Below are 24,881 nucleotides of genomic sequence, written 5' to 3'. Positions count from 1 at the left end.
CAATAAAGGTAGTGCAGGACACCAATAACTAGTCTCTTTTTAAATAGAGGTGACTAAGAGAACGTAATCGGGAACGGATTAACCTATTGCAGACGAAGGAGTCTGAGTAAGACTGATTTTTAGGGCTTCTTCATTTCTTGTTGTCGCCCATAAATATAACGCAACGCCAATCCGAAGCCCCATCCCGTGCCATCGGCTGTAATAGTCGCTTGTTGTTTTGCACTATTATTGACGGTATAGACCAGATCTGATCGGAGGGCGTTGCCAAGACCCCAGTATTTGCGGGCGTAGAATCCTAGTTCTATAGTAGGCGATAGCCGGGTTGTGTAGTCAATTCCCAGTTCGGCAACTCCCGTTACGCGCTTAAAAATGGTTGTTGAGTTGTTGAGCCTTAGTGTATCGGTACGATTTCTACTGTGATAGGTATACCCAATCAGACGGAAATCGCCCGTTTGTCCGTTGCCGTTCGGGATCAGCCAGGCACCGCCCGTAACCCAGAAACCGGTACCATTGGCTGACCGGCTCCCAGACCCAATGCGCCGTTTTATTCGTAGAGGAATACCATAGCCGCTATTCGTGTAGTTGAAAACAAGTGGGTCGTTGCTGTTGGCAATGGTAATATTCAGGTGGATAGGTGCACGGGTATAGCCAACTTCAACGGCCCATGAATTTCGGTATGTATATCCAAATAACCCGCTCCAAACGGCCTTCGTCAGAGTGGGGTTACTCACCAATCTGTCGAGTGAATTACTTAGTATGCTGCCGTCGCTACGAAAGCCAGTCTCGGCACTTATATACCACGTTTGCACTTCGTTGAATTGATTGAGCAGGTCGCGTCGATTGTCAGCCTGTCTATTACCTTTTAATTGGCGATGGTTAAGATTCTGGTCAGGATCAGCTATTAGCACTGGCCGACGAACGACAGGCGGTGGCGCATAATAATTCGTATCAATCACGACCTCCTGAGCCCGCGCAACTATAGTCAAGCCAATTAAGAAAGAAAGAAGTGAGATGTTTCTCATCGAAGGGTGGTAAAGGTTGCCCCAATAAATAGGTAAATCTACACTGAATACGCAAGTTCTGCCAACGGCGTTGCGACCGTAGGAAAGGTTCGCCGAAAGAAATAAATCAACATTTCTGGTATGTTTTGAGGGGAAAGGCAAGTAAACTACTAAATGAACTTACGGATTCACGGGCTTGCCTGATTGCTCTTTCAACGTGGCCTGCGTGGTCGATTGCCTATTATCCATTACTTTTGTCGCATGGCAAACTACAAAAATGAAGGGTTCGACCCTGAAGAAATAAGCGCGCTCAAAGAGGAGTGTCAGCAGGAAGGCAAATCGTTTATTTATGTAGAAGACGATGATTTGGACGTGCTGGAAGCTGGCGAATGTGTTCACATTCAGTTTCCGGGGCAATATCAGGGCCAGGAAGTTATTTTCGACACGCTGGTTTATACGCTCCGGCTGCACCATAGCAGCTTAGTGTATGAAATGGCCGTTGAGCAGGTTCAGAAAACATTTCCTACTTATATACCGCCCGAAGAGCGCGAACTCAACTACAAAATCGCTCCCGAACTGGAGGAAGAGGCAGAAACAGCCTTGACCGAAATCATCGAGGAAATTGAAGAGACGGAGACGGTTAAGGTGCAGGAGCACGTTGAAGTCGATATGGAGTCCGATTATGGTATTGCTTTAGACGTCTGCCTGAACGTTGAAGAAATGACCGACGAAGTGATCGAAAACTTCATCACGCATTTCAAAGCAAACACATTATCGCTGGATACTACGCTCTATTCTTTCACCAGCGAAGAAGACGAAGATTAAATTAAATGAAGCCTGCAACCGGGATGGCCCCGGTTGCAGGCTTCCCTTTCCACCATCATGCAACAACCCGATTCGCTTAATCAGGTAGCGGAATTTCACCGCACTTTTCATGCGCCTGTTTTAGAAACTCCCCAAATTCCGTCCGAAGCGCGCAGCCAGTTACGGGTTTCTCTTTTAGCCGAAGAGTTAGACGAACTGCGGGAAGCCATTGCCGATAACGACCTTGTGGCCGTAGCCGATGCTCTCTGCGATTTGCAATATGTGCTATCAGGAGCGGTGCTTGAATTTGGCTTGGGTGATAAATTCAAAGCCCTGTTTGATGAAGTACAACGCTCGAATATGAGCAAAGCCTGCCTGACCGTTGCCGAAGCCGAAGCTACGGTGGCGCAGTATCAGGCCAAAGGTGTTCCCTGCCACTTTATCGAATCAGATGGTAAGTTTCTGGTTTATCGCGATGCCGATCATAAAACGCTCAAAAGTGTAAATTACTCTCCGGCTGATTTGGATAAAATCCTTGCCAATACGCTGTGAATTTTCGTGTACTAGTTACTTGGGTCAATACGCTGCACAAATAAACTTTATGGAAGACTATCAATTCACCGCTGTAGATCGCTTTCTGCGTTATGTACAGATTGACACGCAATCTGACCCACAATCGACGGCTAACCCAAGTACGGAAAAACAGAAAGACCTAAGTCGGGTACTGGTGCAGGAGTTACTCGACATGGGCATTGCCGATGCTGAACTGGACGAGTGGGGCTATGTTTACGCGACCATTCCGGCCAATACAGGTAAAGCAAATGTGCCTACCATTTGCTTTTGTTCGCACGTAGATACGTCACCTGATGTAACTGGTGCAGGTGTGAAGCCAATTATTCATCAGCAATGGAATGGTGTTGACATTTTGCTGCCAGACGATTCATCTCAGGTTATTCGTGTCGCCGACCATCCAGACCTTACCAATCAGGTTGGGAATGACATCATTACGGCAAGTGGCACAACGTTGTTGGGCGCTGATAATAAAGCGGGATTGGCTGAAATTATGGACGCAACACATTATTTGCTGACCCATCCAGACGTTAAACACGGCCAAATCCGGTTGCTCTTTACACCCGACGAGGAGGTGGGACGTGGCACCGAAAAAGTTGATATTCAGAAACTCAGTGCTGATTTTGCCTATACAATCGATGGTGAAGCCCTCGGTACGTTAGAGGATGAAACGTTCTCGGCGGATGCCGTTAAAATTACCATTCAGGGCGTGAGTACACACCCCGGCTTTGCGAAGGGTAAACTCGAAAACGCTCTGAAAATTGCCGCTGATCTGCTCGCTGCCTTACCCAAGAATGCGCTTTCGCCCGAAACGACGGCAGAAAAAGAGGGTTTCGTGCATCCAACACGTATGGAAGGGAATCAGGATCAGGCTATCCTTGAATTCATCATCCGCGACTTTACCGAAGTAGGCTTGCAGGAAAAGGAAACCTACCTTCAAAATCAGCTAAACGACATACTCACCAATTATCCCGGTTCGTCAGCGCAGTTTGTTGTAAAAGAGCAGTATCGCAACATGAAAGACGTGTTGGACCAGCATCCCTCGATAGTCGAAAATGCCTTCGAAGCTATTCGGAGAGCGGGGCTGTCGGCCAAACGACGCAGCATTCGGGGTGGTACAGATGGGTCTCGCCTGTCATTTATGGGCTTGCCATGTCCAAATATATTTGCGGGTGAACATGCCTTTCATTCGCGGCAGGAGTGGGTATCGGTGCAGGACATGAAAAAAGCCGTTGCCGTAATCGTGAACATTGCGCAAGTGTGGGAGGAGCGGAGTTAGCGTAGTGTCCCGTTCGTACAATTTGCCGAACAATCTACTGAATCTATGGGTTGACCAGCTACTAAAACTCAACGCCCATGGAAAGTCAATTTGACATTGATGCGCCGACCGAAACCGACGCCAGAACTCCTTACGACGTTACCGCCGATGTGGCTGGTATAAAGACGTTATTTGTCAACGTGTTCTTTATTGGAACCCCCGGCCCCGGCAACCCCTGGGTGTTGGTTGATGCCGGTTTTATGGGGTATTCTAAGCAGATCAAGAAGCGAGCCGAACAACTATTCGGTCCTGGTGCCAAACCCGACGCCATTATTCTGACGCACGGCCATGCCGATCATACGGGTTCGCTGGAAACGTTGCTGGGGGAATGGGATGTGCCGGTTTATGCACATAAACTCGAGTTGCCTTATTTACAGGGTAAATCAAGTTATCCACCACCAGACCCCGCCATTGGTGGGGGTGGTATGTCGTATATGTCATGGGTGTTTCCGATTGGACCCATTGACCTCGGCGACCATATACAGGCTATTGCTGATAATGGTAAAATTCCGGAGTTACCGGATTGGCGGGCTATTCATACCCCTGGTCATGCGCCCGGCCATATTTCGCTCTTTCGCGATAAAGACCGGACGCTCATTGCCGGCGACGCTTTTGTGACAACAAATCAGAACGCGATTACAGCAGTGGCGACCCAACGCGAAGAGTTTCACGGGCCACCTGCTTACTTTACCTGCGACTGGCAAGCCGCCAAACAGTCGGTTTTGAAACTAAACAACCTTAATCCATCAGCCGCCGGAACGGGTCATGGGGTGTCGGTACGCGGTCTCGACCTTAAATTAGGTTTGAACAAACTGGCGCATGAGTTTGACGCCCGTTCTATCCCATCGGAGGGTCGTTACGTAAAGCAACCAGCCATAACCGATGAGAACGGTATTGTTGATATGCCCACGCCGGTGTCTTTCCATGTAGCGCGTGCTATCGGATGGGGTTTGTTGGCGGGGGTATTGTGGTATGCACTTTGGCCGAATGATGACAATACCGACTAACTCGGAGATAATAGAAAATATAAAAGGCTCTGTCCAGGTGGTAGAGCCTTTTTTTGTTAACAAACCCCGATTATGTACTTTTGGCAGTTATTAATTACATGTCAATTGAATGAGTATGGCCGCAAAAAAGCCCAAATTTTACGTTGTCTGGCACGGTCGGAAGCCCGGCGTTTACGACAATTGGGATGACGCCAAAGCCCAGACAGACGGGTTCGCCAAACCTTTGTTTAAATCATTCGATAGCAAACCGGCAGCGTTGAAAGCCTTCACCGACAAACCCCATGTTCACATCGGTCAGGCTCCTAAACCAACGGCTAAACAAGGTAAGTTAGCCGCTTTGGTTGGTTTACCCATTCAGGATAGTTTGGTGGTCGATGCCGCCTGGAATACGGCCTCTGGCGATATGGAGTACCAGGGCATTTACCTGGCAACGAAGCAAAAGTTATTTTTGAAAGGCCCCTACGTGGATGGAACCAATAACATCGGTGAGTTTTTGGCCATTGTTCACGCGTTGGCGTTGCTTCATCAAAAGAATAGTAACATTCCCGTTTATTCAGATTCCCGAACGGCCATTGGTTGGGTGAAAAAGAAAAAAGCCAATACTAAACTTGAAGAAACGTCTCATAATGCCGAGCTATTTGAACTCCTTGATCGGGCTGAAACCTGGCTCCAGACACACCAATTCGCCAACCCGGTTTTGAAATGGGAAACGACCGTTTGGGGTGAGAATCCGGCGGATTTTGGCCGAAAATAAACGGAATGGGTCTTGATTACTGGATAATGATTTTCGTCTTCTGCTATGTCTCTCACCACTTTAGGTCTCGAATTGCCTACCGATCCACGCTGGGTCAATATTGCCGAAATGAATATTGGGGAGATTCTGATTGATCATGCCTGGTGCGAGCAAAAAGCGGCTTCATCGTGCATATCGCTCATAGTCATCTATGCCGACAAACACAAACTAGTTGAGATACTTACGCCCATCGTGGCTGAAGAATGGGGGCATTTTCAGCGGGTATTGACCGAACTTCGTAAGCGTGCTATCTCACTTGGGCGGCAGCGTAAAGACGAATATGTGAATCAACTTCGAACCCGACTGCGCCGGTCCATTGGTGACCAGAAAGAGCAGTTGATGGATAGTTTGCTTATAAATGCCCTGATTGAAGCCCGAAGTTGCGAACGCTTCAAACTGCTTTCTGAACACATTGCCGATGAGGGTCTACAGAAATTTTACCACGAACTGATGATTTCGGAAGCAGGCCATTACCGAAGCTTTATTGACCTGGCTGAAACCTATCTACCCGCCGAGCGTGTTCGGGAACGCTGGAAAGAATTTCTGGCTGTTGAAGCCGACATTATGGCTAATCTAACCATTCGGGGAGATCGACTCCACTGAAAAGAGTTGGGCGGTTAAAGAGCCAGTCAGTGGATGACAAGTTGTATCTTTACTGTCTGGGACGCAGGGTCCGACTCACCGAATAACTGATGACTTTTCTTCGCCAAACGGCTAAACGCGTTTTTGATGCTCATGGCCCCAGTCTGAACGACGTTTGGGTCATTTTACCCACGCGCCGGGCTGTATCCGTGTTTTTAGATGAACTGGCCGCACTCTCCGACAGGCCGTTTCTGGCTCCCCATGCGCTTGCCGTTGACGATTTTATTACTCAGTCGGCTGGTGTTCAGTTGATTGATTCTGTCAGTTTGCTCTTTGAACTGTACGACGTTTTCAAAGAAATTGACCCGTTAGTCGAGTTCGAGCAGTTTATTGGTTGGGCATCGGTGCTGCTGGCCGATTTTGACCGTATTGATCAGTATCTGGTTAACCCCCATGAGCTGTTCAGCTACCTCACAGCCGCCAAAGCCCTCGAACGCTGGCAGGTAGATATGCCGTCGTCAGCAAAACTCATTGCTGAAACACCCGGTACTACCCGGTATTTCAAACTTTTCGAGAATCTTCAAACGGCCTATCATGCGCTGCACCAACGCCTAACGGATCAACGGCTGGCGTACCGGGGTATGGCTTATCGTCTTCTGGCTCAGAATATTGAGTTGCTGATTCGGGATAATCTGGCTTACGAACGGGTCTATTTTGTGGGGTTCAATGCCCTCAGCCGGGCCGAAGAACACATCATTCGTGTGCTGGTTGATGCGCAAAAAGCCGAACTTATCTGGGATACCGACCAGTATTATATGGACGACCGGCGCCAGGAAGCCGGTGAATTTTTGCGCCGGTATAAAGAAAATGGCTGGTTTTTTTCGAAACAAAATCACGAAGACCTTGCCCAACTGTCCAATAATCTGCTTGGGTCGCCAAAAAATATTCGCGTAGTCGGCGTACCTAACGCCAGTATGCAGACGAAAGTAGCCGGGAAGATTTATAGTGAGTGGCAAACTAGTGGTCAATCTGGAGATGACCAACCAAGGGCTAAACGAACGGCTATTGTGCTGGCTGATGAAACGCTGCTAGTGCCGGTACTTTATGCGCTCGACGAAAACGTGACTGACTTAAACGTCACAATGGGATTATCGCTGCGGTCGTCGTTGATGTTTACGCTTGTCGATACGTTGTTTGAGATGCAACGGACAGTACATGAATTTCGGACGAAGGATGGCCGCGACCTGAAGATTCCAAAGTTCCACCATCGTCATGTCGTCAAGGTTCTTAATCACCCATTTGTCAAGCAGTACGAGCGTATTCGGGGACTTATGTGCAGTGACCCGTCGGGACCGAGTGGTGTGTCGGGGGTAGGTGAACCGCTTCCGCCCGAGCCCCTGTTTCAGTGGATTGCGAAGGTGATTGTCAAAGAGCAGCGGGTATATCTAACCGAAAATGAAATTAGAGAATTAGGGCAGAACGACCCGCTTGTGCGCGTATTGTTTACACGCTGGCCCAACGAGGAGCCAATGAAAGCCATTCGCACGTTCTACGACCTGATTGAACTTCTCCGCGATGTTTACCGCGCCAGTCAGGACGCTATCGAAATTGAGTACTTATATTTATTTTTTACCCTGCTCAAGCAACTCGAAGCCACGCTGGACCGGCAGTCTGAGAGCGGTACTGCTGTCACCGTGCGGAGTTTTCGTCAGTTCCTTTACGAACTAATTCGGCAAACGAGCATTCCGTTCACCAGTGAGGGCAAGAGTCAGTTGCAGATTATGGGGATGCTCGAAACGCGGGCTTTAGATTTTGACCGGGTCATTGTTCTCTCCGTCAACGAAGGCATTTTACCGCAATCCCGAAAGTTAAATTCGCTAATTCCGTTTGACATAGCCTCTGAACTACACCTGCCGACCTACCGGGAGCAGGAGGCCGTGATGGCTTACCACTTTTACCGACTGCTGCAACGAGCCAGTGAAATTGTACTGTTACACACTACTTCGACTGATGCTTACGGTAATAGCAAGGGTGAGCCAAGTCGCTTTATCAGGCAGCTTGAGCACGAACTTGTACCCCGCTCAAACGGACTTATTCGCATTAGTCACCCAACCGTTCGCTTCGGTCGGGCAGGGACCAATACGGTAGCTGATTTGACCGACCTACGTGTTCCCAAAACTGAGGCTATCCGAGCCGATTTGATCAAGATGCTCGAAACGAGAGGGTTATATCCGTCTTATTTAAATCAGTTCGTGAGTTGTTCCATGCGGTTCTATTTCAGCCGGGTAGTTAACATTAGCGAAGAAGAAGATATTGAAGAGAAAATGGGTGCAGCTGAGTTTGGAAGCTGGCTGCACAAAGTAATGGAGCGGCTCGATCTTGAGTACCGGATGAAAGCGTTACCTATTGATGAATCGATTATTAAAAATCTGCTGGAGGAAGAGTTTGCCCGGTCTATGAAAGGACGGGTTATTGAGTCGGGTATGAATCTGTTGCTGTACGAACTGGCTCAGAAACTGATGCTCGATTTTCAGCGGCAGCAGAACGCCCTTACCGGATTAACCGTGATCGGTACGGAGCAAACCCTCGAAACCTACCTAACCGTGCCCCTCGATGGACAGGCGTCTATCCGGGTTCGTATTGCCGGGAAAGTAGACAGAATCGAACAGTACGGCGATCAAATCCGCATCGTTGACTATAAAACCGGTAAAGTAGATTTGTCCGATAAGACGCCCAAAGACCTGACTGAAAAACTTTTGAAAGATGGTAAAGAAGATAAAATGCGGCAGCTATGGCTCTATCGATACCTGGCCCTCAAAAATATAAGTGAACATGGCGGCTTCCCGCGCGACAAAGCCAAACGGGATATTTTTCAGGTTGAGGACATACCCGTCGAAGCAGGTTTTTATTCATTTCGTGATGTTACTGGCGGCTTCAAAACAAACCCGGTACGGTTTGGCGAGAATGATAGCCCGGCGCAGTACATAGACGACTCGGAGGAGTTGTTGCGGCAACTGATTCGCCAGCTGCTGGATTCTGACCAGCCCTTCAAAAAAACGGATCAAATTGAAATCTGTCAGTTCTGCGATTATAAAGGCATTTGCGGACGATAGATACAAACATGTATAAAAAAAGGCTGGTCGTACTACGACCAGCCTTTCCCATTTGAATACAACCTGAATTGAATAAAAGCAATTTTGTATGCTACCTGAGTAACAAGTGAGACAAAATTGGTAAATAAAAAGAATTAATACAACTATTTTTATAAAAATAAATTCTTGTCTTAGTTATAGGTGTTCACAGACGCTAACATGGGTAGCTAGCCCATATCAGAATTACAAATCAACAGGTTTTACCAAGAGCTACCAGCTATCGGTATTTGGGGCAGAGTTGCCGTAAATAAGCAGGAATTTTACGCACTAGGGCCGTGATACGACCAACGTTACAAAGTGCTTCTGATTGAGCGGCAGGTTGTCGGCGGTCCATTCTACGTCATTGACGAAGGCAAATGCCCGCACGGGACAATTGGCTACACGGCAGTAATGGCAGCACTCTTTCTCGCAGGGATCGGTATGAACAAAGATTTCGACTTCAGCCTGAAACCCGTCTTTAATCGTGTCCTCGAAATGATGTACCTCTTCATGAACCTGATTTAATTTCCAGTAATACGGCAACGTAAGGTGGCAGTCGATGTGTAAATCGGCACCGTATTTCTGAACGCGTAGGTTATGTACATCAATCCAGTTGCGGTCTTTATGGACAGTCAACAGCGACACAACGCGGTGGAGGGTTGGAATATCAGTTTCATCCATCAATCGGGCCACCGACTGACGTGTTATCTGAAATCCGTTGTAGATAATCACTACCGAAAGCACCAGTGAGAGCACACTGTCAATCCAATGTTTTCCGGTCAATCCAACTAGCGCCACACCTACCATAACCACAATACTACTAAAGGTATCCGTGAGCAGGTGCTTGCCATCGGCTGTCAGAGCGGCAGAATCGGTTTGACGGCCCGCCCGGATGAGCATCCAACCAACAAAGGCATTAGCCACGGCTGTCAGGCCCACGAGGGCAAAACCCCAATTCAGATTAGTGAGTACTTTGGGTTCGTAAAAGCTGAGAATGGCCTGCCAGATAATCACTAAACCAGCCGAGAGGATCATAGATCCCTCAAAACCTGATGATAAAAATTCAACTTTGCCATGCCCATACGGATGATTCTGGTCGCGGGGCTGCCCGGATAAATAAATGCTGTAGAAGGCAAAGCCACTGGCAATTACGTTGACAATGGATTCGACAGCGTCAGAGAGAATAGCCGTTGACGAGGTCAGGAAATAGGCGGTGAATTTTAGAACCAGCAGAACGATGCTAAGTCCCAGCGAGATGCGCATCCACCGGTATTTCGTTTGTTGACTGGCACTCATGAAGCCTTACTGAAAAGAGGTTAGATGCTGCAAAGCTAACGATTCGTATGGGGATTGTTCGTACTTTCGCCACTATGAACACGACTGAAAATCCCTGGCAGACGCTCAATTCATCAGTTAAGTACGAAAATCCCTGGTTATCAATCCGGCACGAAGAGGTAATTACACCCGCTGATACACCGGGAATTTATGGTGTTGTTAGTTTTAAAAACAAAGCAGTTGGCGTGATTCCTATCGATGCTGATGGTAACACCTATCTCGTTGGGCAGTACCGCTATCCACTAAATGAATACTCCTGGGAGATTCCCGAAGGTGGCTCGCCCCTTGGCACCGACCCACTCGATTCCGCTAAGCGCGAACTAAAAGAAGAGACGGGCCTGGAGGCCCGGATATGGACCAAAATCGCCCGTATTCATACCTCAAATTCAGCCACCGACGAAGAAGGGTTTCTGTACATCGCTGAAGAGTTGGTGCAGGGTGAGCACGCTCCCGAAGAAACGGAAGACCTTCGAATCTGGAAGCTGCCTCTGGCCGAAGCCGTTGAGATGGCTATGACCAGCCGAATTACTGATTCTCTTAGCGTGAGCGGTCTGTTAATTGTGGCCCGATTGAGGGGAATTTAAACCCAGCTTACCGTATTTGGTTTATGGTTTAGGGCGGTCCGTCGGTCGCTATAGATGCATTAATGAGTCACGAATTACTCTACTATAAACCAACTGCCAAAACTCTAAATTTTATTATCTGTGTTCTTACCAATTCTTCTCGGTTTTTTAGTTGGTGTTGCTCTTTGCCTGACGTTCGGAACGGTGTTTTTTGCTCTGATTCAAAATAGTGTTGACAATGGATTTCGCTCCGGAATGAAAATTGTTTTCGGCGTTATTACGGGTGATACATTGTTTGTGCTGGCGGCTTTGCTCGGTACGGCGTTTATCCCGAAAGTGCAGGGTTTTGAAAATTTAATGGCCCTTGTCGGGGTGATTTTTCTGGTAGCAATGGGGTTAGTCAACATTCTGAAAGGTACTCCCCGGCTCGCTTATCCTAAAACCAGTTTCGGCAATTTCGTCTATTACTTCACTACTGGGTTTTTCCTTAATGCGCTCAACCCCGTCAATTTTGTATCGTGGGTGGCTATTGTGGCCTATATCCGTTCGCACCTGCATTACTCTGATGCTCAGCAATATGGATTTATGATTGCTGCTCTGGTGGGCGTGTTCACGACTGAATCGGCATTGGCCTACTACGCTAACCGGCTCAAACGGCTTTTCACTCCCCGTGTCGTGCTCATTTTCAACCGCGTAACGGGCGTTGTATTTTTAATTGGCGCGGTCAATATTGCCTACACCCGTCTTCTCGAACCACTGTCGAAAGCAATGGATTGGTAAAATTTTGACAGTAGTAGGATAGTGTCTATTGACCGATGTTTCTTGATTTCTTGATTCCTCACTTGGAAAGAAAACGTTCCCATTCTCCAATCATCGCCTTTTTCAGGACGCGCGGAAATTTATTCTGCCCGCCCATTTTACCTTTAGATTCCATCCAGTCGTAGAAGGTCTTCGTCGGAAGTACAGTCACGGAAATGTCTTTCAGGGCGTGCCCACGTTCAACGGCGTAGTCGTCATTGAGCTCTTTGAGTTTAGCATCAATATGGTCGCGGAGTACGTCAGCGTCTACTTTGTCGTTCGTTCCAATATACCAATGATGGGCAAACAACGTGTCGTGCGCTACGCCTGCCACCGTGAACTCGCGTATTGAGATACCCAATTCGTCGGAAACGGTCTCAACGGCCTTATTCATATTATCGACGGAGAGGTGTTCGCCACACAGACTCAAAAAGTGTTTTGTTCGACCTGTAATCACGATTTCGGCGCGACTTTTATTCACAAACCGGATGGTATCACCAATCAGATAACGCCAGGCACCGGAACAAGTCGAAATCAAGAGAGCATATTCTTTGCCCTCCTCAACCTCGTCGATCATTAAGGTTTCGGGCTTCTCAACTACCTCACCATCAGATGAGAAGTTCTGCTCATTAAACGGAATAAATTCAAAAAAGAGGCCGTTATTCAGCACCAATTGCATTCCTTCGGCATCGGGGTGGGTTTGGTAGGCAATGAAGCCCTCAGAAGCCAGATACGTTTCAATGTACGTGATGGGGTGGGCGAGGAGTTTTTCAAAACCCTGACGGTAAGGTTCGAACGAGACTCCCCCGTGGCAAAATACCATTAGATTTGGCCAGATATCGTGGATCGTTTTGACATTGTAACGGGCAATGATTTTCTCCATCAGCAACTGAATCCAGGCTGGCACACCCACCACATAGCCAATATCCCAACTGGCGGCCTGCTCTGTTATTTCATCTAATTTATGTGCCCAGTCACGTTCCTGAGCAATGTCGCGGCCAGGTTTGTAGAATCGCTCGAACCAAAGGGGGATTTTGCTAGCAGTAATTCCGCTTAAATCACCTTCGAAGTGCCCTTCCCGAGCCTTTAAATCAGTACTGCCGCCGAGCATTAAACAGCCCTTTTCGTAGAGAGTAGAGGGAAGATTCTGATACTTGCCGAGCGTAAGAATCTGGCGAATACTGGTCCGCTGAATGGCTTTCGACATTGCCTTCGTGACCGGAATATATTTTGTAGCCGCTTCTGACGTACCCGAACTAAGCGCAAAATACTTCACCTGTCCGGGCCAGGCTACGTTTTGTTCACCTGCCAGCGTATGCTTCCACCAACCGTCGAACATTTGGTTGTAGTCGTGGATAGGCACGTACTGTTTGTATTTCTGATAGAACTCCCGATCGGTACCAAACTCAGTTGCACGGAGTAATTCATCAAAATGATATGCTTCTCCAAACTTTGTAAATTGAGCTTTTCGGATGAGCTTACGGAAGGCTTTGCGCTGCTGGCGAAGTGCGTCGAACTTCCGCAGCCGGACAACATTCGATAACCGAATGCCGTTTTTGAGCAAATTTCCTAATAGTGCCAAGTGATTTACGATTTTTTTGATTTACGAAGTAAACAGAATATCGATTAGAGAATCGAACCGAACGGGTGGCTCCATTCATACTTCGTGAATCAGTTTATAAATTCCAGTTTTTCAATGTGTCCACCATGCCATAGGCTGTCAGATCGTACTGGCACGGCACAATAGACGTATAATTTTGCGATAAAGCATACTCGTCGGTGTCTTCGGCATGGGTGTCAAAGTTAACGAAATCGCCCGCCAGCCAAAAGTACCGGCGGCCATGCGGATCCCGTCTTTCATCAAATACTTCCTGCCATTTGGCGTTGGCCTGCCGACAGATTCGGATTCCTTTCAGGGGTTCGGCTGTGCGAGCCGGGAAGTTTACATTTAAAGCTGTTCCGGGCTTTATGCCACGTTCCAGTACATTTCGGGCAATGGTCAGAATATGATCGTGCGTGTGCGAAAAATCGGGTTGGCTGGTGAAGTCGCCGAGTGAGAAGCCGATAGCCGGAATGCCCTCAATAGCTGCTTCGATAGCTGCCGACATTGTTCCTGAATATAGGATACTGATGGATGAATTGCCGCCGTGGTTGATGCCACTAACGACTAAATCCGGAGCACGGTCTTTTAGTACATGATGCTTTGCCAGTTTTACACAGTCGGCTGGAGTACCGGAACATTCGTAGGCCGGAACATCGCCAAAAATGTCGGATGGATAGAGTCGTATTGGATTGGAAATCGTAATTGCGTGTCCCATACCCGATTGCGGGCTGTTGGGCGCTACGACCACTACCGAACCCAACTGTTTCATTAATTCAACGAGCGTACGAATGCCGTGGGCCGTAATACCGTCGTCGTTCGTAATCAAAATCAGAGGCTTTTGCTCAGCCATGAATTGTGGTTTATTGACTATTAATTACGCTAAGCTACGCAAATACGGGCGAAGGTGTAGATGAAATTTCCGCTTTCACACTCACCCATGAGGGACATTGATGAGCCAGGTAGGTGGTTCTGATGTCAGGTGCTCAAACCTAAAGGGCGGCCCCGCCGACGCCACAACGAACACCAATTATCAACTCTGGTGTCGTTTCTTGAACTGTAGCGGATTCTCGCCTGTTACGCGCCGGAAAATCTTGTTAAAGTATGACAAACTCTCAAAGCCGCTGGCGAAACAGGCTTCCGTTACGTTGCTGTTGAGAATAAGTAATTTCTGGGCCTGACTAATGCGGTACTGATTCAGAAACTGCGTAAATGTCAGGCGGGTCATGCGTTTGAAGTATCGGCAGAAAGCCGCCGTTGTCAGGCTGGTCAACTTGGCAACCTCAGCGATGTCTAGTTTCCGCTGGTAGTTGTCCTCAATAAATTGATACGTGTGTTTCAATCGCTGTTGTTCTTTCAGGTTATAAGCGTTCGTGACGGGTTTGCCGTGTAGTCGCGTTATGTCTGTGCTCGTTGCTAAGTGCTGAAAAATGGCCAACAATGCCATGATTCGCTCGAAGGGCGGGAGCGTGGGCAGGGCTTCGAGTCGTTCGCCAACAACGCGTTTGGTTTCGCCGTGGAAGGAAACGCCGGTGCGGGCCATCTCGAACAAACGGGCAATGGCTGCAAACTCCGGGGCTTGCCAGAACTGGTCGCCTAAAAAGCTTTCTTTGAGCTGCACCACAACCTTCCGGTGATCGGTTTTGACCCCGTAATCGAAGTTTAAATGCGGAATATTTGGGCCGATGAAAACCAGGTCACTGCCTTCATAGCGTGAAATATGATCTCCCACATGCCGTGTTCCGTTGGCCCCGGTTATGTAAACGATTTCGTACTCCGGATGATAATGCCACAAAAAAACATCGTTCAGGCGGGGCGTCAGAAGAATGTGAAATGAACTATCCGTATCAGGCCGGATTTGCTCTAAAGCCAGCTTCATTTTGCGTTAAACTGTTTAATATTGACAGGATTAGCTAGTAGAAGAGCAATATAGTGCAAAAACCGGCCAGTATTGTTGTGGAAACGCAGTGGTAATGATAACTACCTTTGATCCAACAAAAACACCCTAACATCCTACTGGCTCATGGAAACGATGCAACCCACAATGACTCCGGCAGGTGTACCTGCGATAGGTACGCCTGCCGAAATGATTCCCGATAATGCGCATAAAGACATTCCGGGCAATCCGTCTACCGCCACCAGCAGCAAAATAAAGCTTAACGACCGTTCTTCTGACAAGCCATTACGTGTATTATCTGAAGACGACTGGCGGTTCTGGAAAGAAAACGGCTATATCGTTATCAAACAGGCTGTTCCTAAAGAAAACGCTGATCGGCTTGCTAATTTCCTGTGGGAGTTTGAAGAGAAAGATCCCAACGATCAAGCTACCTGGTATGCGCCACCTCGTGCCGAAATGAAAATGAAAGAGTTGACCAACAGCGGTATGGTTGAACTTTACAACCATCAGTACGAGTGGGACAACCGACAGTATCCACGTATTTATGACGCCTTCGTAGATATTTGGGGTACCGAAAAATTATGGGTAACCATCGACCGGGCTAACCTAAATTTGCCGATTCGTCCAGGCTACGAGTTTAAAGGGTTCATCCATTGGGATTATGACCCCGAAACCCGTCCGCAAAACGTGCAGGGAGTGTTGGCGCTGGCCGACCAGACTGATGAAAACATGGGTGGTTTTCAATGCCTTCCCGAACTATACCGCACCTATGATACATGGAAGTTAACCCAACCCTCCGACCGAAACCGCTTCAAGCCCGATACAACAGGGTTCGACTTTGTAAAGGTGAAAATGGAAGCTGGTGACCTACTGATTTTCAACAGTACGCAACCGCATGGTATTCGCCCGAATCTTTCGGCAGATAAAGTCAGAATGGCGCAATATATTTCGATGATGCCCGCTCAGGAGGACAATGAAGAATTGCGACAGTGGCGCATTTCGTCCTGGCGCGACCGGCAGGCTCCTGAAGGGTACGCCTTTCCGGGTGATCCGCGCAACTGGGAGAAGGAGCATTTTCAAACCGCCGAACTTTCTCCACTGGGGCGTAAACTGCTGGGTTTAGACAGTTGGGAAACGCCAGAATAAACTATTTCTGACGGGGTTACAGGATTGAACAAGATTTTCTCTACTCTTAAATCTTGTTCAATCCTGTAACCCCGTCAGAAAAAAACTTGTGCTTCATCTAGCGTAGACGGTCGATTCATATATAGGTTAGTTAGATTATCTTTGGCGTTGTTACGCAGCAAAAAAGATAACCTATTATGCTTTCATCCCGCCACCTGATTTTCATGGAAGTGGCTCGTTTATTAAGCTTTACCAAAGCCAGTCAAACGCTGTTTCTTAGTCAGTCGGCGATTAGTAAGCACATAAAGTCGTTGGAGTATTTCTATAAAATAGGGCTGTTCGAACGACATGGGAATCACATAAGTTTAACGAAAGCGGGCCAGATGCTGTACAGCAAACTGCTGGAAGCCGGTCAGTTACAGGAAGAATTACACCAGGAGCTTCAGCAGATAAACGAAAAATTTTTGCCATTAACCAAACTGGCTATTGGCGCTAGTACAACCATTAGCTTATACGTTCTGCCGCCCGTTCTTTCAGCTTACTTGCAGCAGTACAGCAGTATTCAGATTAATGTGCTTAACCGCAATTCAGGCGCAATCCAAAATGCGTTGCTGGACCATGAGATTGACGTTGGTATTGTGGAAGGTCTTACCCGTGTTAATACGCTGACGTATACGCCCTTTATGACGGATGATGTGCTGGCCGTATGTTCGTCAAAAAGCCCGTTACGGGAGCAAATACTCACTGTGGCCGACTTGCCGACTATCCTATTGGCAATACGCGAGAATGGGTCAGGGACACTGGCTATTATCGAAGATGAGTTGAGTAAGAAGGGAGTTAGTATGGCGTCTCTGCGAATACTGATCCGCTTGGGGGGCACCGAAGCACTCAAAAATTTTGCATTGGCCGATACCTGTCTTGCTTTTTTACCTAAGCGCGCTATCATTAAAGAATTGGCTGCGGGAGAACTGGTTGTGGTCCCTATTCAGGATTTGACCCTTCAGCGCACCTTTTATTTCATCCAGCGAAAAGGCACAGAAAGCAACCGCTTAGTCAGTACGTTTATTCACTTCACGAAACGACATTATTCCATTAAGGAATAACTCATGCCAAAATGGTATTTGCTTCATGCGTTGTTAACCGGGACTTTTCGGGAAAATACAACCATGACACTTACCACCACTTCATCACTTTTAAGCGATTTGCATTGTTCGCAGTGCGGGTCAACCCATAACGCGTTTGTCCGTCAAACCTTATCGAGTTGCTGCCAGGCACCGCTACTTTGTCAATATACCATCGACGTTGGTAGTGTACTGAAAGCAGGTCTAGTGACGCGTACCAAGTCGCTCTGGCGATACGAGGAACTGTTACCCGTCATCCAGCCCGAAAATCAAATTTCGTTAGGAGAAGGATTTACGCCCCTGTTAACACTCAACCGATTAGCTGATACTTATAGTTTTCGCCACCTTACGCTGAAAGATGAAGGGCTTAACCCGACTGGATCGTTCAAGGCAAGAGGGCTGTGCATGGCCATTTCCAAGGCAAAAGAACTCGGTGAGCAAGCCTGTATTATACCGACTGCCGGTAATGCAGGAGTGGCTATGGCTGCTTATTGCGCCAGAGCGGGTTTAGAGGCCGTAGTTGTGATGCCGCGCCACACCCCCGATGCCTTCAAAGAGGAGTGTATTGGCTACAATGCCAACCTTATTCAGGTAGATGGCCTTATTAACGACTGTGCGGCTAAAGTACAGGAATTGAACCAACAGGGCGCTTATTTCGATGTATCGACGTTGAAAGAACCGTATCGGCTGGAAGGCAAGAAAACGATGGGCTATGAAATAGCTGAGCAACTAAATTGGCAGCTACCGGATGTGATCATGTATCCAACAGGTGGCGGAACGGGTTTGATAGGAATATGGAAAGCATTTCACGAAATGAAGGCCCTGGGATGGCTGGCTAAGGAGCAACGGTTGCCTCGCATGGTGGCTGTACAGGCAGAGAATTGCGCGCCAGTTGTCGATACCTATCTGGGGAAACAGATTAACAGCAAGCAGTACATTGGAAAACCGACGCTCGCTAATGGCCTGGCTGTGCCGCGTCCCATTGGTGAACCCTTGATGATGAGCGTACTACGCGAGTCTGGTGGGACAGCTATCGCTGTTTCAGAAGATGATATGCTGGAAGGCGTCAGTGAGCTTTGCCGACACGAGGGCATTTTTGCCGCTCCTGAAGGCGGAGCCATCTGGGCGGCCACGAAAAAACTACTGCATCAGGGTTGGCTCCAGCCAGATGAACACGTATTGTTACTTAATACCGGCTCCGGACAGAAATACTTAGACAACATAAAAGGGAAATGGCACCGGTAACCAATTGTCAAGCTAAGTGCCACTAGTTGATTGTGGTACTATCGTTGCTGTTGCATTTTCGCCGGGTTAAAACCCGGCGAAATGGTTTACATACCACCAATGCTCACATCCAACCGCTGTCCCTGTCGGCTTTTAAAACCCTGAACAGGGGAGTAGCTTTGCGTTAGTTTGCCGTAATAGCCTGTACCATCATAGGTGCGCAAGTTGGGATCCTGTTTGCAGACATCGGCGCAGGTTCCACCGTGTTCATCTCCGCAGTTTTCGCAGAGGGTAATGTGATTATTGCAAACCGGACTAGCGCAGTTAATCATCCGGCTGGTGGGTGTGCCGCAACGATAGCAGACAGATACCGTAACGGGATTTACGTGATTGATAGGCACCGTTACGCGGTTATCAAACACGTAGCATTCACCATCGAAATCTTCGCCACCAGCTTCCAGACCATATCTTATAATGCCGCCGTGAAGCTGATAAACGTTTTCAAACCCTTGGGCAAGAAGGTAAGCCGACGCTTTTTCGCACTTAATGCCACCCGTGCAATAGGTGATGATTTTCTTGTCGCGCAGGTGTTCGATTTCGTGGATATGGTCGGGGAGTTCACGCAGGTTTTCCATGTTGAACGTGATGGCTCCTTTAAATTTGCCAACTTCGTGCTCGTAGTTCGAGCGCATATCTACCAAAACTACGTCAGGGTCATTTTTGAATTGCCGGAAGTCCTCTGGTTCAAGGTGAATACCCGTTTGCCGTAGCGGATCAACGGAGAATTCGGAGTGGACAATTTCGGCTTTCACCCGAACGTGCAATTTCTGAAACGTATGTCCATCGGTTTCGTCTATCTTAAAGGCAACACCGGCAAAACGCGGATCGGCCCTGAGAGATGCCATGTACCTCTCACAGTCGGCGGTTAGCCCAGACACTGTGCCGTTCAGCCCTTCGGGAGCGACAATAATTCGTCCCAGCAGGTTTAATTGCAGGCATAGCAAATGGTGCTCCTCCCGATATTGGTCAGGATTTTCGATGGGTGAATAAATATAGTATAGAAGGACGCGGTATGATTTCATAATTAAAAGCAAAGAGCAAAAATACGCTGCTCAATTGTTCTCCGTGACAAAATTAAACCCAATTTGCTAAACTTCGTTCCATAAGTGGTAGGAGAGAAACGTAGGAAGAAACTCATCGTACCTCCTTTTCGTCACTTTTCTATTTCTCCTCCTTTTCGCTTTTCTATGCACATCGCTATTACAGGAAATATTGGGGCTGGCAAAACAACGCTGGCCGAACAGTTAGCCGAACATTACGGGTGGGAAGTGCTCTATGAAGCCGTTGACGGGAATCCGTATCTGGCTGATTTTTACGATGATATGCCACGTTGGTCGTTTAACCTGCAAATCTATTTCCTGAATAGCCGATTTGCACAGGTTAAAAAAATAATTGACATCCAACTGGCTAATCAGGCTAGCCCCGATTACCAGCATACGGTGGTGCAAGACCGGACTATCTATGAGGATGCTGCCATTTTTGCCCGCAACCTGTATGAGAGTGGTGATATGACAGTGCGCGATTATGAGACTTACCGCCAGTTGTTTACAAACATGATGAGTCTGGTTCGGCCACCCGATTTGATGATTTATCTTCGTGCCAGTTTACCTAAACTCCGCGAGCAGATTAAGAAACGTGGTCGTTTGTTCGAGCAGTCCATTAGCGACGATTACCTGAGCAACTTAAATCGACTATATAAAGAATTTTTGGATTCCTATCAGTTGGGACCCGTGCTAATTTTAGATGTTGATGCAATAGATTATGCGAAACGATCAGCCGATTTTGACGCAGTAGTACGTCAGGTTGACACCCAATTGAGAAAAATAGGTTGAATTAGGAATGATGGAGAAAACCTTTTAGTGGTCCCAAAACACAAATTTATAGGCTGGTTCAATATAAAACAGGCCGCTCCCGGTTGGGTAAAGCGACCTGCTATGTGGAGAGCGGAAAAAAGTACATACGCTAGGTTGAGCAGGCTGGATTGAAAATCTACCTTGCCGTCAATAAAATCACTCAGTTGATTCCATCAACCTAGGTACTATTTCCCGGAAAATAGGCTGATTGACTAAACGAGACTGATTATTATTTCTCAAATGCATCGGCAACTTCTGGCTGTTGTATTAACGTGCATCTTCCTTATAATGTCTCACGTCTAACAGCGTAACTGTCTCATGCCAGTACGTTCTTAAGTTACTTAAATACTTTTTCCAGTCTGCAAAACTAAATGGCTTGGTCGTAAAAGAAGACGCTCCAAATGAATAAGCACGTTCAACTAAACCGGGCGTTTTACTGGCCGACAGCATAACCACAGGCAATGAGCGGCCTTTTGGATGGGCACGCAATAAGGCCAAGAAGTCCAATCCATCAACCTTATCTTGTAAATCGATATCAAGTAAAACTATTTTCGGACCCTTCCCTTCCAATTCCTCAATGTACCTTTTTGCTTCATCAAAACTGCTAACATGAGTAAACGATGCTTCTGGAAAGCTACTCGACGATGCTCGCACTAAAATGTCAGCAATTAAGGGATCGTCGTCTACTAATAGAATTGGAAATGAATGCGGCATGATTTTTTAAAGGCAGTTCTGAAAACTAAATTTAGGAAAAGTAAGAGCACTCAAATAAAAGACAGAATCGATCACATTAAATAGACAATCCACCGCGTATAAAGACATAAATTTTCTCTCCGCTGAGTTATCTTTTGAGTTATTGGAACAAATACTGTACATCCGCACGATAGTTACTACCGGATCGGCTCTCCGAAAGAGGAACTACTTGTTAGTATATAAATAAATTTGTTGGTTTCAATATGTAAATCTGATTTCATCCAAAAAATAACTCTAAACCTATAGCCTAAAAGTAGCTTTATTTCTTGATGTTCTCTACTTATCAAACCGATTTAGGGTTAGATAATCATTTTCCACATTCTTCGCTTCGACTTAAATGCTGATAATTAATTAACCGTTATCAGCACATTTAGTTTACTAATTTACCTTGTGCAATAAAACTATCCTTAACGTTCCATTATACCCTTTATTTGCTCAAGAAACTCGTCCATACCGTCTTTAGAATGGTGGTAGACTTCTTCAGTCGCATACCCTTTTTGTGTCCAGGTAAATCTAGTTTGATTGTCACCTATTTTGGTCAATGTGTACGTTATAATGGACTGATTCTCCGGTTTATCTTCCACCCCAGAAAATCCACTCCAATAGCTATAAGTCAGTTGTTCATTCAAAATGTTTTCAAGGATAACCCCTTTATCCTGATAGATGTGTCCTTCATATTCGCCCTGAAAAATTATAGGACTTCCCACTTGCCAATCAGTCACCGTTTCTGTGCCGAACAGGTATTCTTTAATGATTTCCGGGGTCGTCAATGCCTGCCAAACGGTTGATAAGTTGGCGTTAACATCGATAGACTTTGACACAATCAGGTCTTGTCTCATATAGAAAGCGTTTAGTTTAGTTGTAGGATAAAGTTCAGGTATTCTACTGACAGCAGTATGTCAGCAGGGTCGTAAATTGTCTTCATATTTGACTCAAATGGCCTTCTGTATAGTGGCCTTAGGGCATATCGGTAACAGGATGTTCAGCGTAATGAGCCTGTATATCTTCGGTTAATTTTTGCATAATGGTTAGTAGCATATCCGGTTGCTCAATGGTTGCCGAGGTGCCAATCATGAGCAGCCAGCGGGCCAAACCTTCTATGTAGGGGGTTTGAAAATGCATTCGGATATGGTCGCCCAAATCATCTTCGCGTTGAAATCCATACATATGTTTTTGCTCCTGCAAATATCGGGTAATGGCCTTGCGAAACACAATTGTTACGGCCACCGTGGGCATATCGGTATTACCTATCCGGTCGAGGTATTCCTGCAACGAGAGCCGGTTATGACGCGAGAATCGCTGCTCTGTATCAGTAAGTTGGCGAATACGGTCAACGCGAAAGTCCCGGTAATCTTGGCGAGTTCGGCAGAAAGCGATAAGGTGCCAACTCATGTGGTTATGATACAGCCCGACAGGCTCAACTTCGCGCTGGGTTTCGGCGTCGTTGTATTGGGAATGATATTGGAGTGTGAGAACGTGATGCCGGGCAATGGCTTGTTGTATATCGTTCAGCAAGTCGTCAGAATAAGGTATGCGATATACGTTGTTGGCTACATTTACCTGCGCGTCCAGATCGTCCAGATGTTCCTGATCAGCGCGTTTCAGGACGGACTTAATCTTGAATAAGGCTGACTCAAATTTTGTCCGCACCGACTGATCCGCCCATTTTTCAATTAACTTACCGCCCAGCAACAATGCGCTGGCTTCGGCACTGGTAAACATTACTGGTGGCAGATGGTAATCGGTCAGGAAATAGCCAACACCTGCTTCGGCTCCAATTGGGACACCCGCTTCTTCCAGCGACCGGACATCGCGGTAAACGGTACGCAAACTAATACCGAAGCGGTCGGCCAACTCCTGGGCGCGAACAACACGTTTGGTTTGCAGATGAATCAGGATGGCGGTTAAACGGTCAAGACGGTTCATAGCAGGAATACAAGAGACGTAATTTGCAAATTACATTGGTTTGACTGAACGAGCAGGCATTTTTTTATGTAAAAGAGCTACTAAACGTTTGAATGACATGAACGCAACCCATATCAAAAACAATACCCACCGCCACCGATTTGAGCTAGAAACAGAGGGCAAAATCTCCATCGTTGAGTACCAGCATGTAGATGACGAAACGCTCGCGCTTACGCATACCGAAGTTGATTCTAGTCTGGAAGGACACGGCGTTGGTTCACAGCTAGTCGAAGGTGTGCTAGAGTACATTGATCAAAACAACCTTAAAATTGTGCCGCTTTGTCCATTTGTTGTTGTCTATTTAAAACGCCATCCCGACTGGAATCGACTCGTGTCAACCGCCTATAACGCCAGCGACTTTTGAGTATCTGAATGCATCATTTCCTGTTCACTTTTATACTGTCTCTTTGGGTCAGCACAGGTGCGTTTGCACAAGTAACAAGCTACCGCGTATTTTTCGGACTGACGACTCAGCAACCTCGGCGAATTGTGCTGCGTCAGTGGCAGCAAACTGCCCAAACCCGATACCTGATTCTAAACCCGCAAACCCTCGAAACGGCGGTCGTATCGCTATCAGCAACTCAGGTTCGGCCATTGCCATGGTCGGCTGTTATGCAGCAAGTTGCCCAGACGCCCTACATGCGGGCGTTGAAACTGGAGCAGCAACGAGACTATAATTTACAGGATGCCGGAATCGAACGCGCCGATACGACCGAACGGGGCTTCAGCCTGACAATAGACCTTTGCCCTTCTATAAAGCCCTTAACCCGCTCGGTATTTGAGCAGTTGATTGAGGCATTTGAGCCGGAAGAAAAACCGATTCCCGTAACCATTACAATCACGGGTCTTTGGATGGAAAATCACCCCCAGGATCTGGCCTACCTGAAAAGTTTGGTTAGCCGGGGCGATTTAGCTATTACATGGGTCAACCACTCCTTTCATCACCGCTATAACCCGCAGTTACCGCTGCCAATTAACTTTCTGCTCGAAGCAGCAACCAACCTCAATGATGAAGTTATATTGAACGAGCAGGCCATGCTGAAGAACGGGTTAACGCCGTCTGTTTTCTTTCGATTTCCAGGTTTAGTATCCGATAAAGCCGTATTTGATCGGATACTGGCGTTCGGGTTATTGCCCATTGGCAGCGATGCGTGGTTGGCTAAAAACCAACAACCCAAACAGGGGAGTTTGGTGCTGATTCACGCCAACGGCAATGAACCGTTGGGCATTACGGATTTTATCAACCTGATTCGGGCAAAATCTTCGTTTATCCGTAATAAAACGTGGCTGCTTTATGACTTGCCAACGAGTGTGGCGAAGGGGAAATAAGCAATTTTACAGAGAGCCTTTTTATAAGAAAGCCCTGTAACAGAAGGGTAAT

At 47.2% G+C, this 24,881-nt stretch carries 24 protein-coding genes; 15 read left to right on the top strand and 9 right to left on the bottom strand.

Features of this window, described 5'->3' with window-relative positions; all coding sequences use genetic code 11:
• Nucleotides 1–119: 119 nt before the first annotated feature.
• Entirely contained in the window at nt 120–1,022 is a 903-nt protein-coding gene (locus ACFS25_RS22170; RefSeq protein WP_381505360.1) for a hypothetical protein, read from the bottom strand.
• Between the two features lie 240 nt (nt 1,023–1,262).
• Between ACFS25_RS22170 and ACFS25_RS22165 the strand changes: the two genes are divergently transcribed.
• The 7 genes from ACFS25_RS22165 to ACFS25_RS22135 all read left to right on the top strand — a co-directional run bounded on the left by ACFS25_RS22165 (nt 1,263) and on the right by ACFS25_RS22135 (nt 9,188).
• A complete protein-coding gene (locus tag ACFS25_RS22165; RefSeq protein WP_381505358.1) occupies nt 1,263–1,826 on the top strand; it encodes a hypothetical protein in 564 nt (187 codons plus the stop codon).
• A gap of 57 nt (nt 1,827–1,883) precedes the next feature.
• Nucleotides 1,884–2,357: a pyrophosphohydrolase domain-containing protein gene (locus tag ACFS25_RS22160; protein WP_381505356.1), complete on the top strand. Its 474-nt coding sequence runs from the start codon at nt 1,884–1,886 to the stop codon at nt 2,355–2,357.
• A gap of 49 nt (nt 2,358–2,406) precedes the next feature.
• Nucleotides 2,407–3,654 carry a peptidase T gene (gene pepT / locus ACFS25_RS22155; RefSeq protein ID WP_381505354.1) on the top strand — a complete coding sequence of 416 codons (1,248 nt, stop codon included), beginning with the start codon at nt 2,407–2,409 and terminating at the stop codon, nt 3,652–3,654.
• A 77-nt stretch (nt 3,655–3,731) separates the two neighbouring features.
• Nucleotides 3,732–4,700, top strand: coding sequence for an MBL fold metallo-hydrolase (locus tag ACFS25_RS22150; protein ID WP_381505352.1), 969 nt, complete (start codon nt 3,732–3,734; stop codon nt 4,698–4,700).
• Between the two features lie 115 nt (nt 4,701–4,815).
• Entirely contained in the window at nt 4,816–5,454 is a 639-nt protein-coding gene (locus ACFS25_RS22145) for a ribonuclease H1 domain-containing protein (protein ID WP_381505350.1), read from the top strand.
• A gap of 45 nt (nt 5,455–5,499) precedes the next feature.
• The gene (gene miaE, locus ACFS25_RS22140; RefSeq protein ID WP_381505348.1) at nt 5,500–6,096 is read left to right on the top strand and encodes a tRNA-(ms[2]io[6]A)-hydroxylase; all 597 of its coding nucleotides are present in this window, start codon (nt 5,500–5,502) and stop codon (nt 6,094–6,096) included.
• An 89-nt stretch (nt 6,097–6,185) separates the two neighbouring features.
• Nucleotides 6,186–9,188: a PD-(D/E)XK nuclease family protein gene (locus ACFS25_RS22135; RefSeq protein ID WP_381505346.1), complete on the top strand. Its 3,003-nt coding sequence runs from the start codon at nt 6,186–6,188 to the stop codon at nt 9,186–9,188.
• 306 nt (nt 9,189–9,494) lie between these two features.
• Here ACFS25_RS22135 and ACFS25_RS22130 read toward each other — a convergent pair whose 3' ends face one another.
• Nucleotides 9,495–10,502, bottom strand: a complete 1,008-nt coding sequence (locus ACFS25_RS22130; RefSeq protein WP_381505344.1) for a cation diffusion facilitator family transporter — start codon at nt 10,500–10,502, stop codon at nt 9,495–9,497.
• Between the two features lie 74 nt (nt 10,503–10,576).
• Between ACFS25_RS22130 and ACFS25_RS22125 the strand changes: the two genes are divergently transcribed.
• Nucleotides 10,577–11,125 carry an NUDIX domain-containing protein gene (locus ACFS25_RS22125; protein WP_381505343.1) on the top strand — a complete coding sequence of 183 codons (549 nt, stop codon included), beginning with the start codon at nt 10,577–10,579 and terminating at the stop codon, nt 11,123–11,125.
• A gap of 120 nt (nt 11,126–11,245) precedes the next feature.
• Nucleotides 11,246–11,884: a LysE family translocator gene (locus ACFS25_RS22120; protein ID WP_381505341.1), complete on the top strand. Its 639-nt coding sequence runs from the start codon at nt 11,246–11,248 to the stop codon at nt 11,882–11,884.
• A 58-nt stretch (nt 11,885–11,942) separates the two neighbouring features.
• On the opposite strand, the gene ACFS25_RS22115 is transcribed toward ACFS25_RS22120, so the two are convergent.
• From ACFS25_RS22115 to ACFS25_RS22105, 3 genes are all read right to left on the bottom strand, one after another.
• The gene (locus tag ACFS25_RS22115) at nt 11,943–13,484 is read right to left on the bottom strand and encodes a GH3 family domain-containing protein (protein ID WP_381505338.1); all 1,542 of its coding nucleotides are present in this window, start codon (nt 13,482–13,484) and stop codon (nt 11,943–11,945) included.
• Nucleotides 13,485–13,578: 94 nt separating this feature from the next.
• Nucleotides 13,579–14,355: a 5'/3'-nucleotidase SurE gene (surE, locus tag ACFS25_RS22110; protein ID WP_381505336.1), complete on the bottom strand. Its 777-nt coding sequence runs from the start codon at nt 14,353–14,355 to the stop codon at nt 13,579–13,581.
• A 180-nt stretch (nt 14,356–14,535) separates the two neighbouring features.
• On the bottom strand, nt 14,536–15,381 hold the full coding sequence (locus ACFS25_RS22105; protein ID WP_381505334.1) for an AraC family transcriptional regulator: 846 nt from the start codon (nt 15,379–15,381) through the stop codon (nt 14,536–14,538).
• Nucleotides 15,382–15,534: 153 nt separating this feature from the next.
• Between ACFS25_RS22105 and ACFS25_RS22100 the strand changes: the two genes are divergently transcribed.
• From ACFS25_RS22100 to ACFS25_RS22090, 3 genes are all read left to right on the top strand, one after another.
• On the top strand, nt 15,535–16,545 hold the full coding sequence (locus ACFS25_RS22100) for a phytanoyl-CoA dioxygenase family protein (protein WP_381507048.1): 1,011 nt from the start codon (nt 15,535–15,537) through the stop codon (nt 16,543–16,545).
• 176 nt (nt 16,546–16,721) lie between these two features.
• Nucleotides 16,722–17,627, top strand: a complete 906-nt coding sequence (locus ACFS25_RS22095; protein WP_381505332.1) for a LysR substrate-binding domain-containing protein — start codon at nt 16,722–16,724, stop codon at nt 17,625–17,627.
• A gap of 3 nt (nt 17,628–17,630) precedes the next feature.
• Entirely contained in the window at nt 17,631–18,890 is a 1,260-nt protein-coding gene (locus ACFS25_RS22090) for a threonine synthase (protein WP_381505330.1), read from the top strand.
• Between the two features lie 86 nt (nt 18,891–18,976).
• On the opposite strand, the gene trhO is transcribed toward ACFS25_RS22090, so the two are convergent.
• Nucleotides 18,977–19,951 carry an oxygen-dependent tRNA uridine(34) hydroxylase TrhO gene (gene trhO, locus ACFS25_RS22085; protein WP_381505328.1) on the bottom strand — a complete coding sequence of 325 codons (975 nt, stop codon included), beginning with the start codon at nt 19,949–19,951 and terminating at the stop codon, nt 18,977–18,979.
• 165 nt (nt 19,952–20,116) lie between these two features.
• On the opposite strand from trhO, the gene ACFS25_RS22080 reads away from it, so the two are divergent.
• Nucleotides 20,117–20,761 carry a deoxynucleoside kinase gene (locus tag ACFS25_RS22080; protein WP_381505326.1) on the top strand — a complete coding sequence of 215 codons (645 nt, stop codon included), beginning with the start codon at nt 20,117–20,119 and terminating at the stop codon, nt 20,759–20,761.
• A 288-nt stretch (nt 20,762–21,049) separates the two neighbouring features.
• Here the strand turns inward: ACFS25_RS22080 and ACFS25_RS22075 are convergent, their stop codons facing one another.
• From ACFS25_RS22075 to ACFS25_RS22065, 3 genes are all read right to left on the bottom strand, one after another.
• Nucleotides 21,050–21,496 carry a response regulator gene (locus tag ACFS25_RS22075; protein WP_381505324.1) on the bottom strand — a complete coding sequence of 149 codons (447 nt, stop codon included), beginning with the start codon at nt 21,494–21,496 and terminating at the stop codon, nt 21,050–21,052.
• Nucleotides 21,497–21,942: 446 nt separating this feature from the next.
• Nucleotides 21,943–22,374 carry an SRPBCC family protein gene (locus tag ACFS25_RS22070; protein WP_381505322.1) on the bottom strand — a complete coding sequence of 144 codons (432 nt, stop codon included), beginning with the start codon at nt 22,372–22,374 and terminating at the stop codon, nt 21,943–21,945.
• A 118-nt stretch (nt 22,375–22,492) separates the two neighbouring features.
• Nucleotides 22,493–23,461 carry a helix-turn-helix transcriptional regulator gene (locus tag ACFS25_RS22065; RefSeq protein WP_381505320.1) on the bottom strand — a complete coding sequence of 323 codons (969 nt, stop codon included), beginning with the start codon at nt 23,459–23,461 and terminating at the stop codon, nt 22,493–22,495.
• A gap of 97 nt (nt 23,462–23,558) precedes the next feature.
• Here ACFS25_RS22065 and ACFS25_RS22060 point away from each other — a divergent pair, with 97 nt between their 5' ends.
• Together ACFS25_RS22060 and ACFS25_RS22055 are read left to right on the top strand one after the other, a co-directional pair.
• On the top strand, nt 23,559–23,864 hold the full coding sequence (locus tag ACFS25_RS22060; protein WP_381505318.1) for a GNAT family N-acetyltransferase: 306 nt from the start codon (nt 23,559–23,561) through the stop codon (nt 23,862–23,864).
• 8 nt (nt 23,865–23,872) lie between these two features.
• Nucleotides 23,873–24,829 (top strand): polysaccharide deacetylase family protein, encoded by a 957-nt coding sequence (locus ACFS25_RS22055; RefSeq protein ID WP_381505316.1) that lies wholly within the window; start codon nt 23,873–23,875, stop codon nt 24,827–24,829.
• Nucleotides 24,830–24,881 lie beyond the last annotated feature (52 nt).

This window comes from Spirosoma flavum, assembly GCF_042686045.1.
Taxonomy (GTDB): Bacteria; Bacteroidota; Bacteroidia; order Cytophagales; family Spirosomataceae; genus Spirosoma; species Spirosoma flavum.
Note: the sequence above shows the minus strand (reverse complement) of the source record. Positions and strands in the feature narration are given on the sequence as shown.

What these genes read in the sequence shown, in the direction of transcription:
- ACFS25_RS22080 (WP_381505326.1), top strand. Translation starts at nt 20,117, where the DNA reads ATGCACATCGCTATTACAGGAAATATTGGGGCTGGCAAAACAACGCTG.
- ACFS25_RS22150 (WP_381505352.1), top strand. Translation starts at nt 3,732, where the DNA reads ATGGAAAGTCAATTTGACATTGATGCGCCGACCGAAACCGACGCCAGA.
- ACFS25_RS22145 (WP_381505350.1), top strand. Translation starts at nt 4,816, where the DNA reads ATGGCCGCAAAAAAGCCCAAATTTTACGTTGTCTGGCACGGTCGGAAG.
- ACFS25_RS22060 (WP_381505318.1), top strand. Translation starts at nt 23,559, where the DNA reads ATGAACGCAACCCATATCAAAAACAATACCCACCGCCACCGATTTGAG.
- ACFS25_RS22075 (WP_381505324.1), bottom strand. Translation starts at nt 21,496, where the DNA reads ATGCCGCATTCATTTCCAATTCTATTAGTAGACGACGATCCCTTAATT.
- ACFS25_RS22100 (WP_381507048.1), top strand. Translation starts at nt 15,535, where the DNA reads ATGCAACCCACAATGACTCCGGCAGGTGTACCTGCGATAGGTACGCCT.
- miaE (WP_381505348.1), top strand. Translation starts at nt 5,500, where the DNA reads ATGTCTCTCACCACTTTAGGTCTCGAATTGCCTACCGATCCACGCTGG.
- ACFS25_RS22070 (WP_381505322.1), bottom strand. Translation starts at nt 22,374, where the DNA reads ATGAGACAAGACCTGATTGTGTCAAAGTCTATCGATGTTAACGCCAAC.
- ACFS25_RS22135 (WP_381505346.1), top strand. Translation starts at nt 6,186, where the DNA reads ATGACTTTTCTTCGCCAAACGGCTAAACGCGTTTTTGATGCTCATGGC.
- ACFS25_RS22130 (WP_381505344.1), bottom strand. Translation starts at nt 10,502, where the DNA reads ATGAGTGCCAGTCAACAAACGAAATACCGGTGGATGCGCATCTCGCTG.
- ACFS25_RS22090 (WP_381505330.1), top strand. Translation starts at nt 17,631, where the DNA reads ATGCCAAAATGGTATTTGCTTCATGCGTTGTTAACCGGGACTTTTCGG.
- ACFS25_RS22170 (WP_381505360.1), bottom strand. Translation starts at nt 1,022, where the DNA reads ATGAGAAACATCTCACTTCTTTCTTTCTTAATTGGCTTGACTATAGTT.
- surE (WP_381505336.1), bottom strand. Translation starts at nt 14,355, where the DNA reads ATGGCTGAGCAAAAGCCTCTGATTTTGATTACGAACGACGACGGTATT.
- ACFS25_RS22105 (WP_381505334.1), bottom strand. Translation starts at nt 15,381, where the DNA reads ATGAAGCTGGCTTTAGAGCAAATCCGGCCTGATACGGATAGTTCATTT.
- ACFS25_RS22160 (WP_381505356.1), top strand. Translation starts at nt 1,884, where the DNA reads ATGCAACAACCCGATTCGCTTAATCAGGTAGCGGAATTTCACCGCACT.
- ACFS25_RS22065 (WP_381505320.1), bottom strand. Translation starts at nt 23,461, where the DNA reads ATGAACCGTCTTGACCGTTTAACCGCCATCCTGATTCATCTGCAAACC.
- ACFS25_RS22095 (WP_381505332.1), top strand. Translation starts at nt 16,722, where the DNA reads ATGCTTTCATCCCGCCACCTGATTTTCATGGAAGTGGCTCGTTTATTA.
- trhO (WP_381505328.1), bottom strand. Translation starts at nt 19,951, where the DNA reads ATGAAATCATACCGCGTCCTTCTATACTATATTTATTCACCCATCGAA.
- ACFS25_RS22125 (WP_381505343.1), top strand. Translation starts at nt 10,577, where the DNA reads ATGAACACGACTGAAAATCCCTGGCAGACGCTCAATTCATCAGTTAAG.
- ACFS25_RS22165 (WP_381505358.1), top strand. Translation starts at nt 1,263, where the DNA reads ATGGCAAACTACAAAAATGAAGGGTTCGACCCTGAAGAAATAAGCGCG.
- ACFS25_RS22055 (WP_381505316.1), top strand. Translation starts at nt 23,873, where the DNA reads ATGCATCATTTCCTGTTCACTTTTATACTGTCTCTTTGGGTCAGCACA.
- pepT (WP_381505354.1), top strand. Translation starts at nt 2,407, where the DNA reads ATGGAAGACTATCAATTCACCGCTGTAGATCGCTTTCTGCGTTATGTA.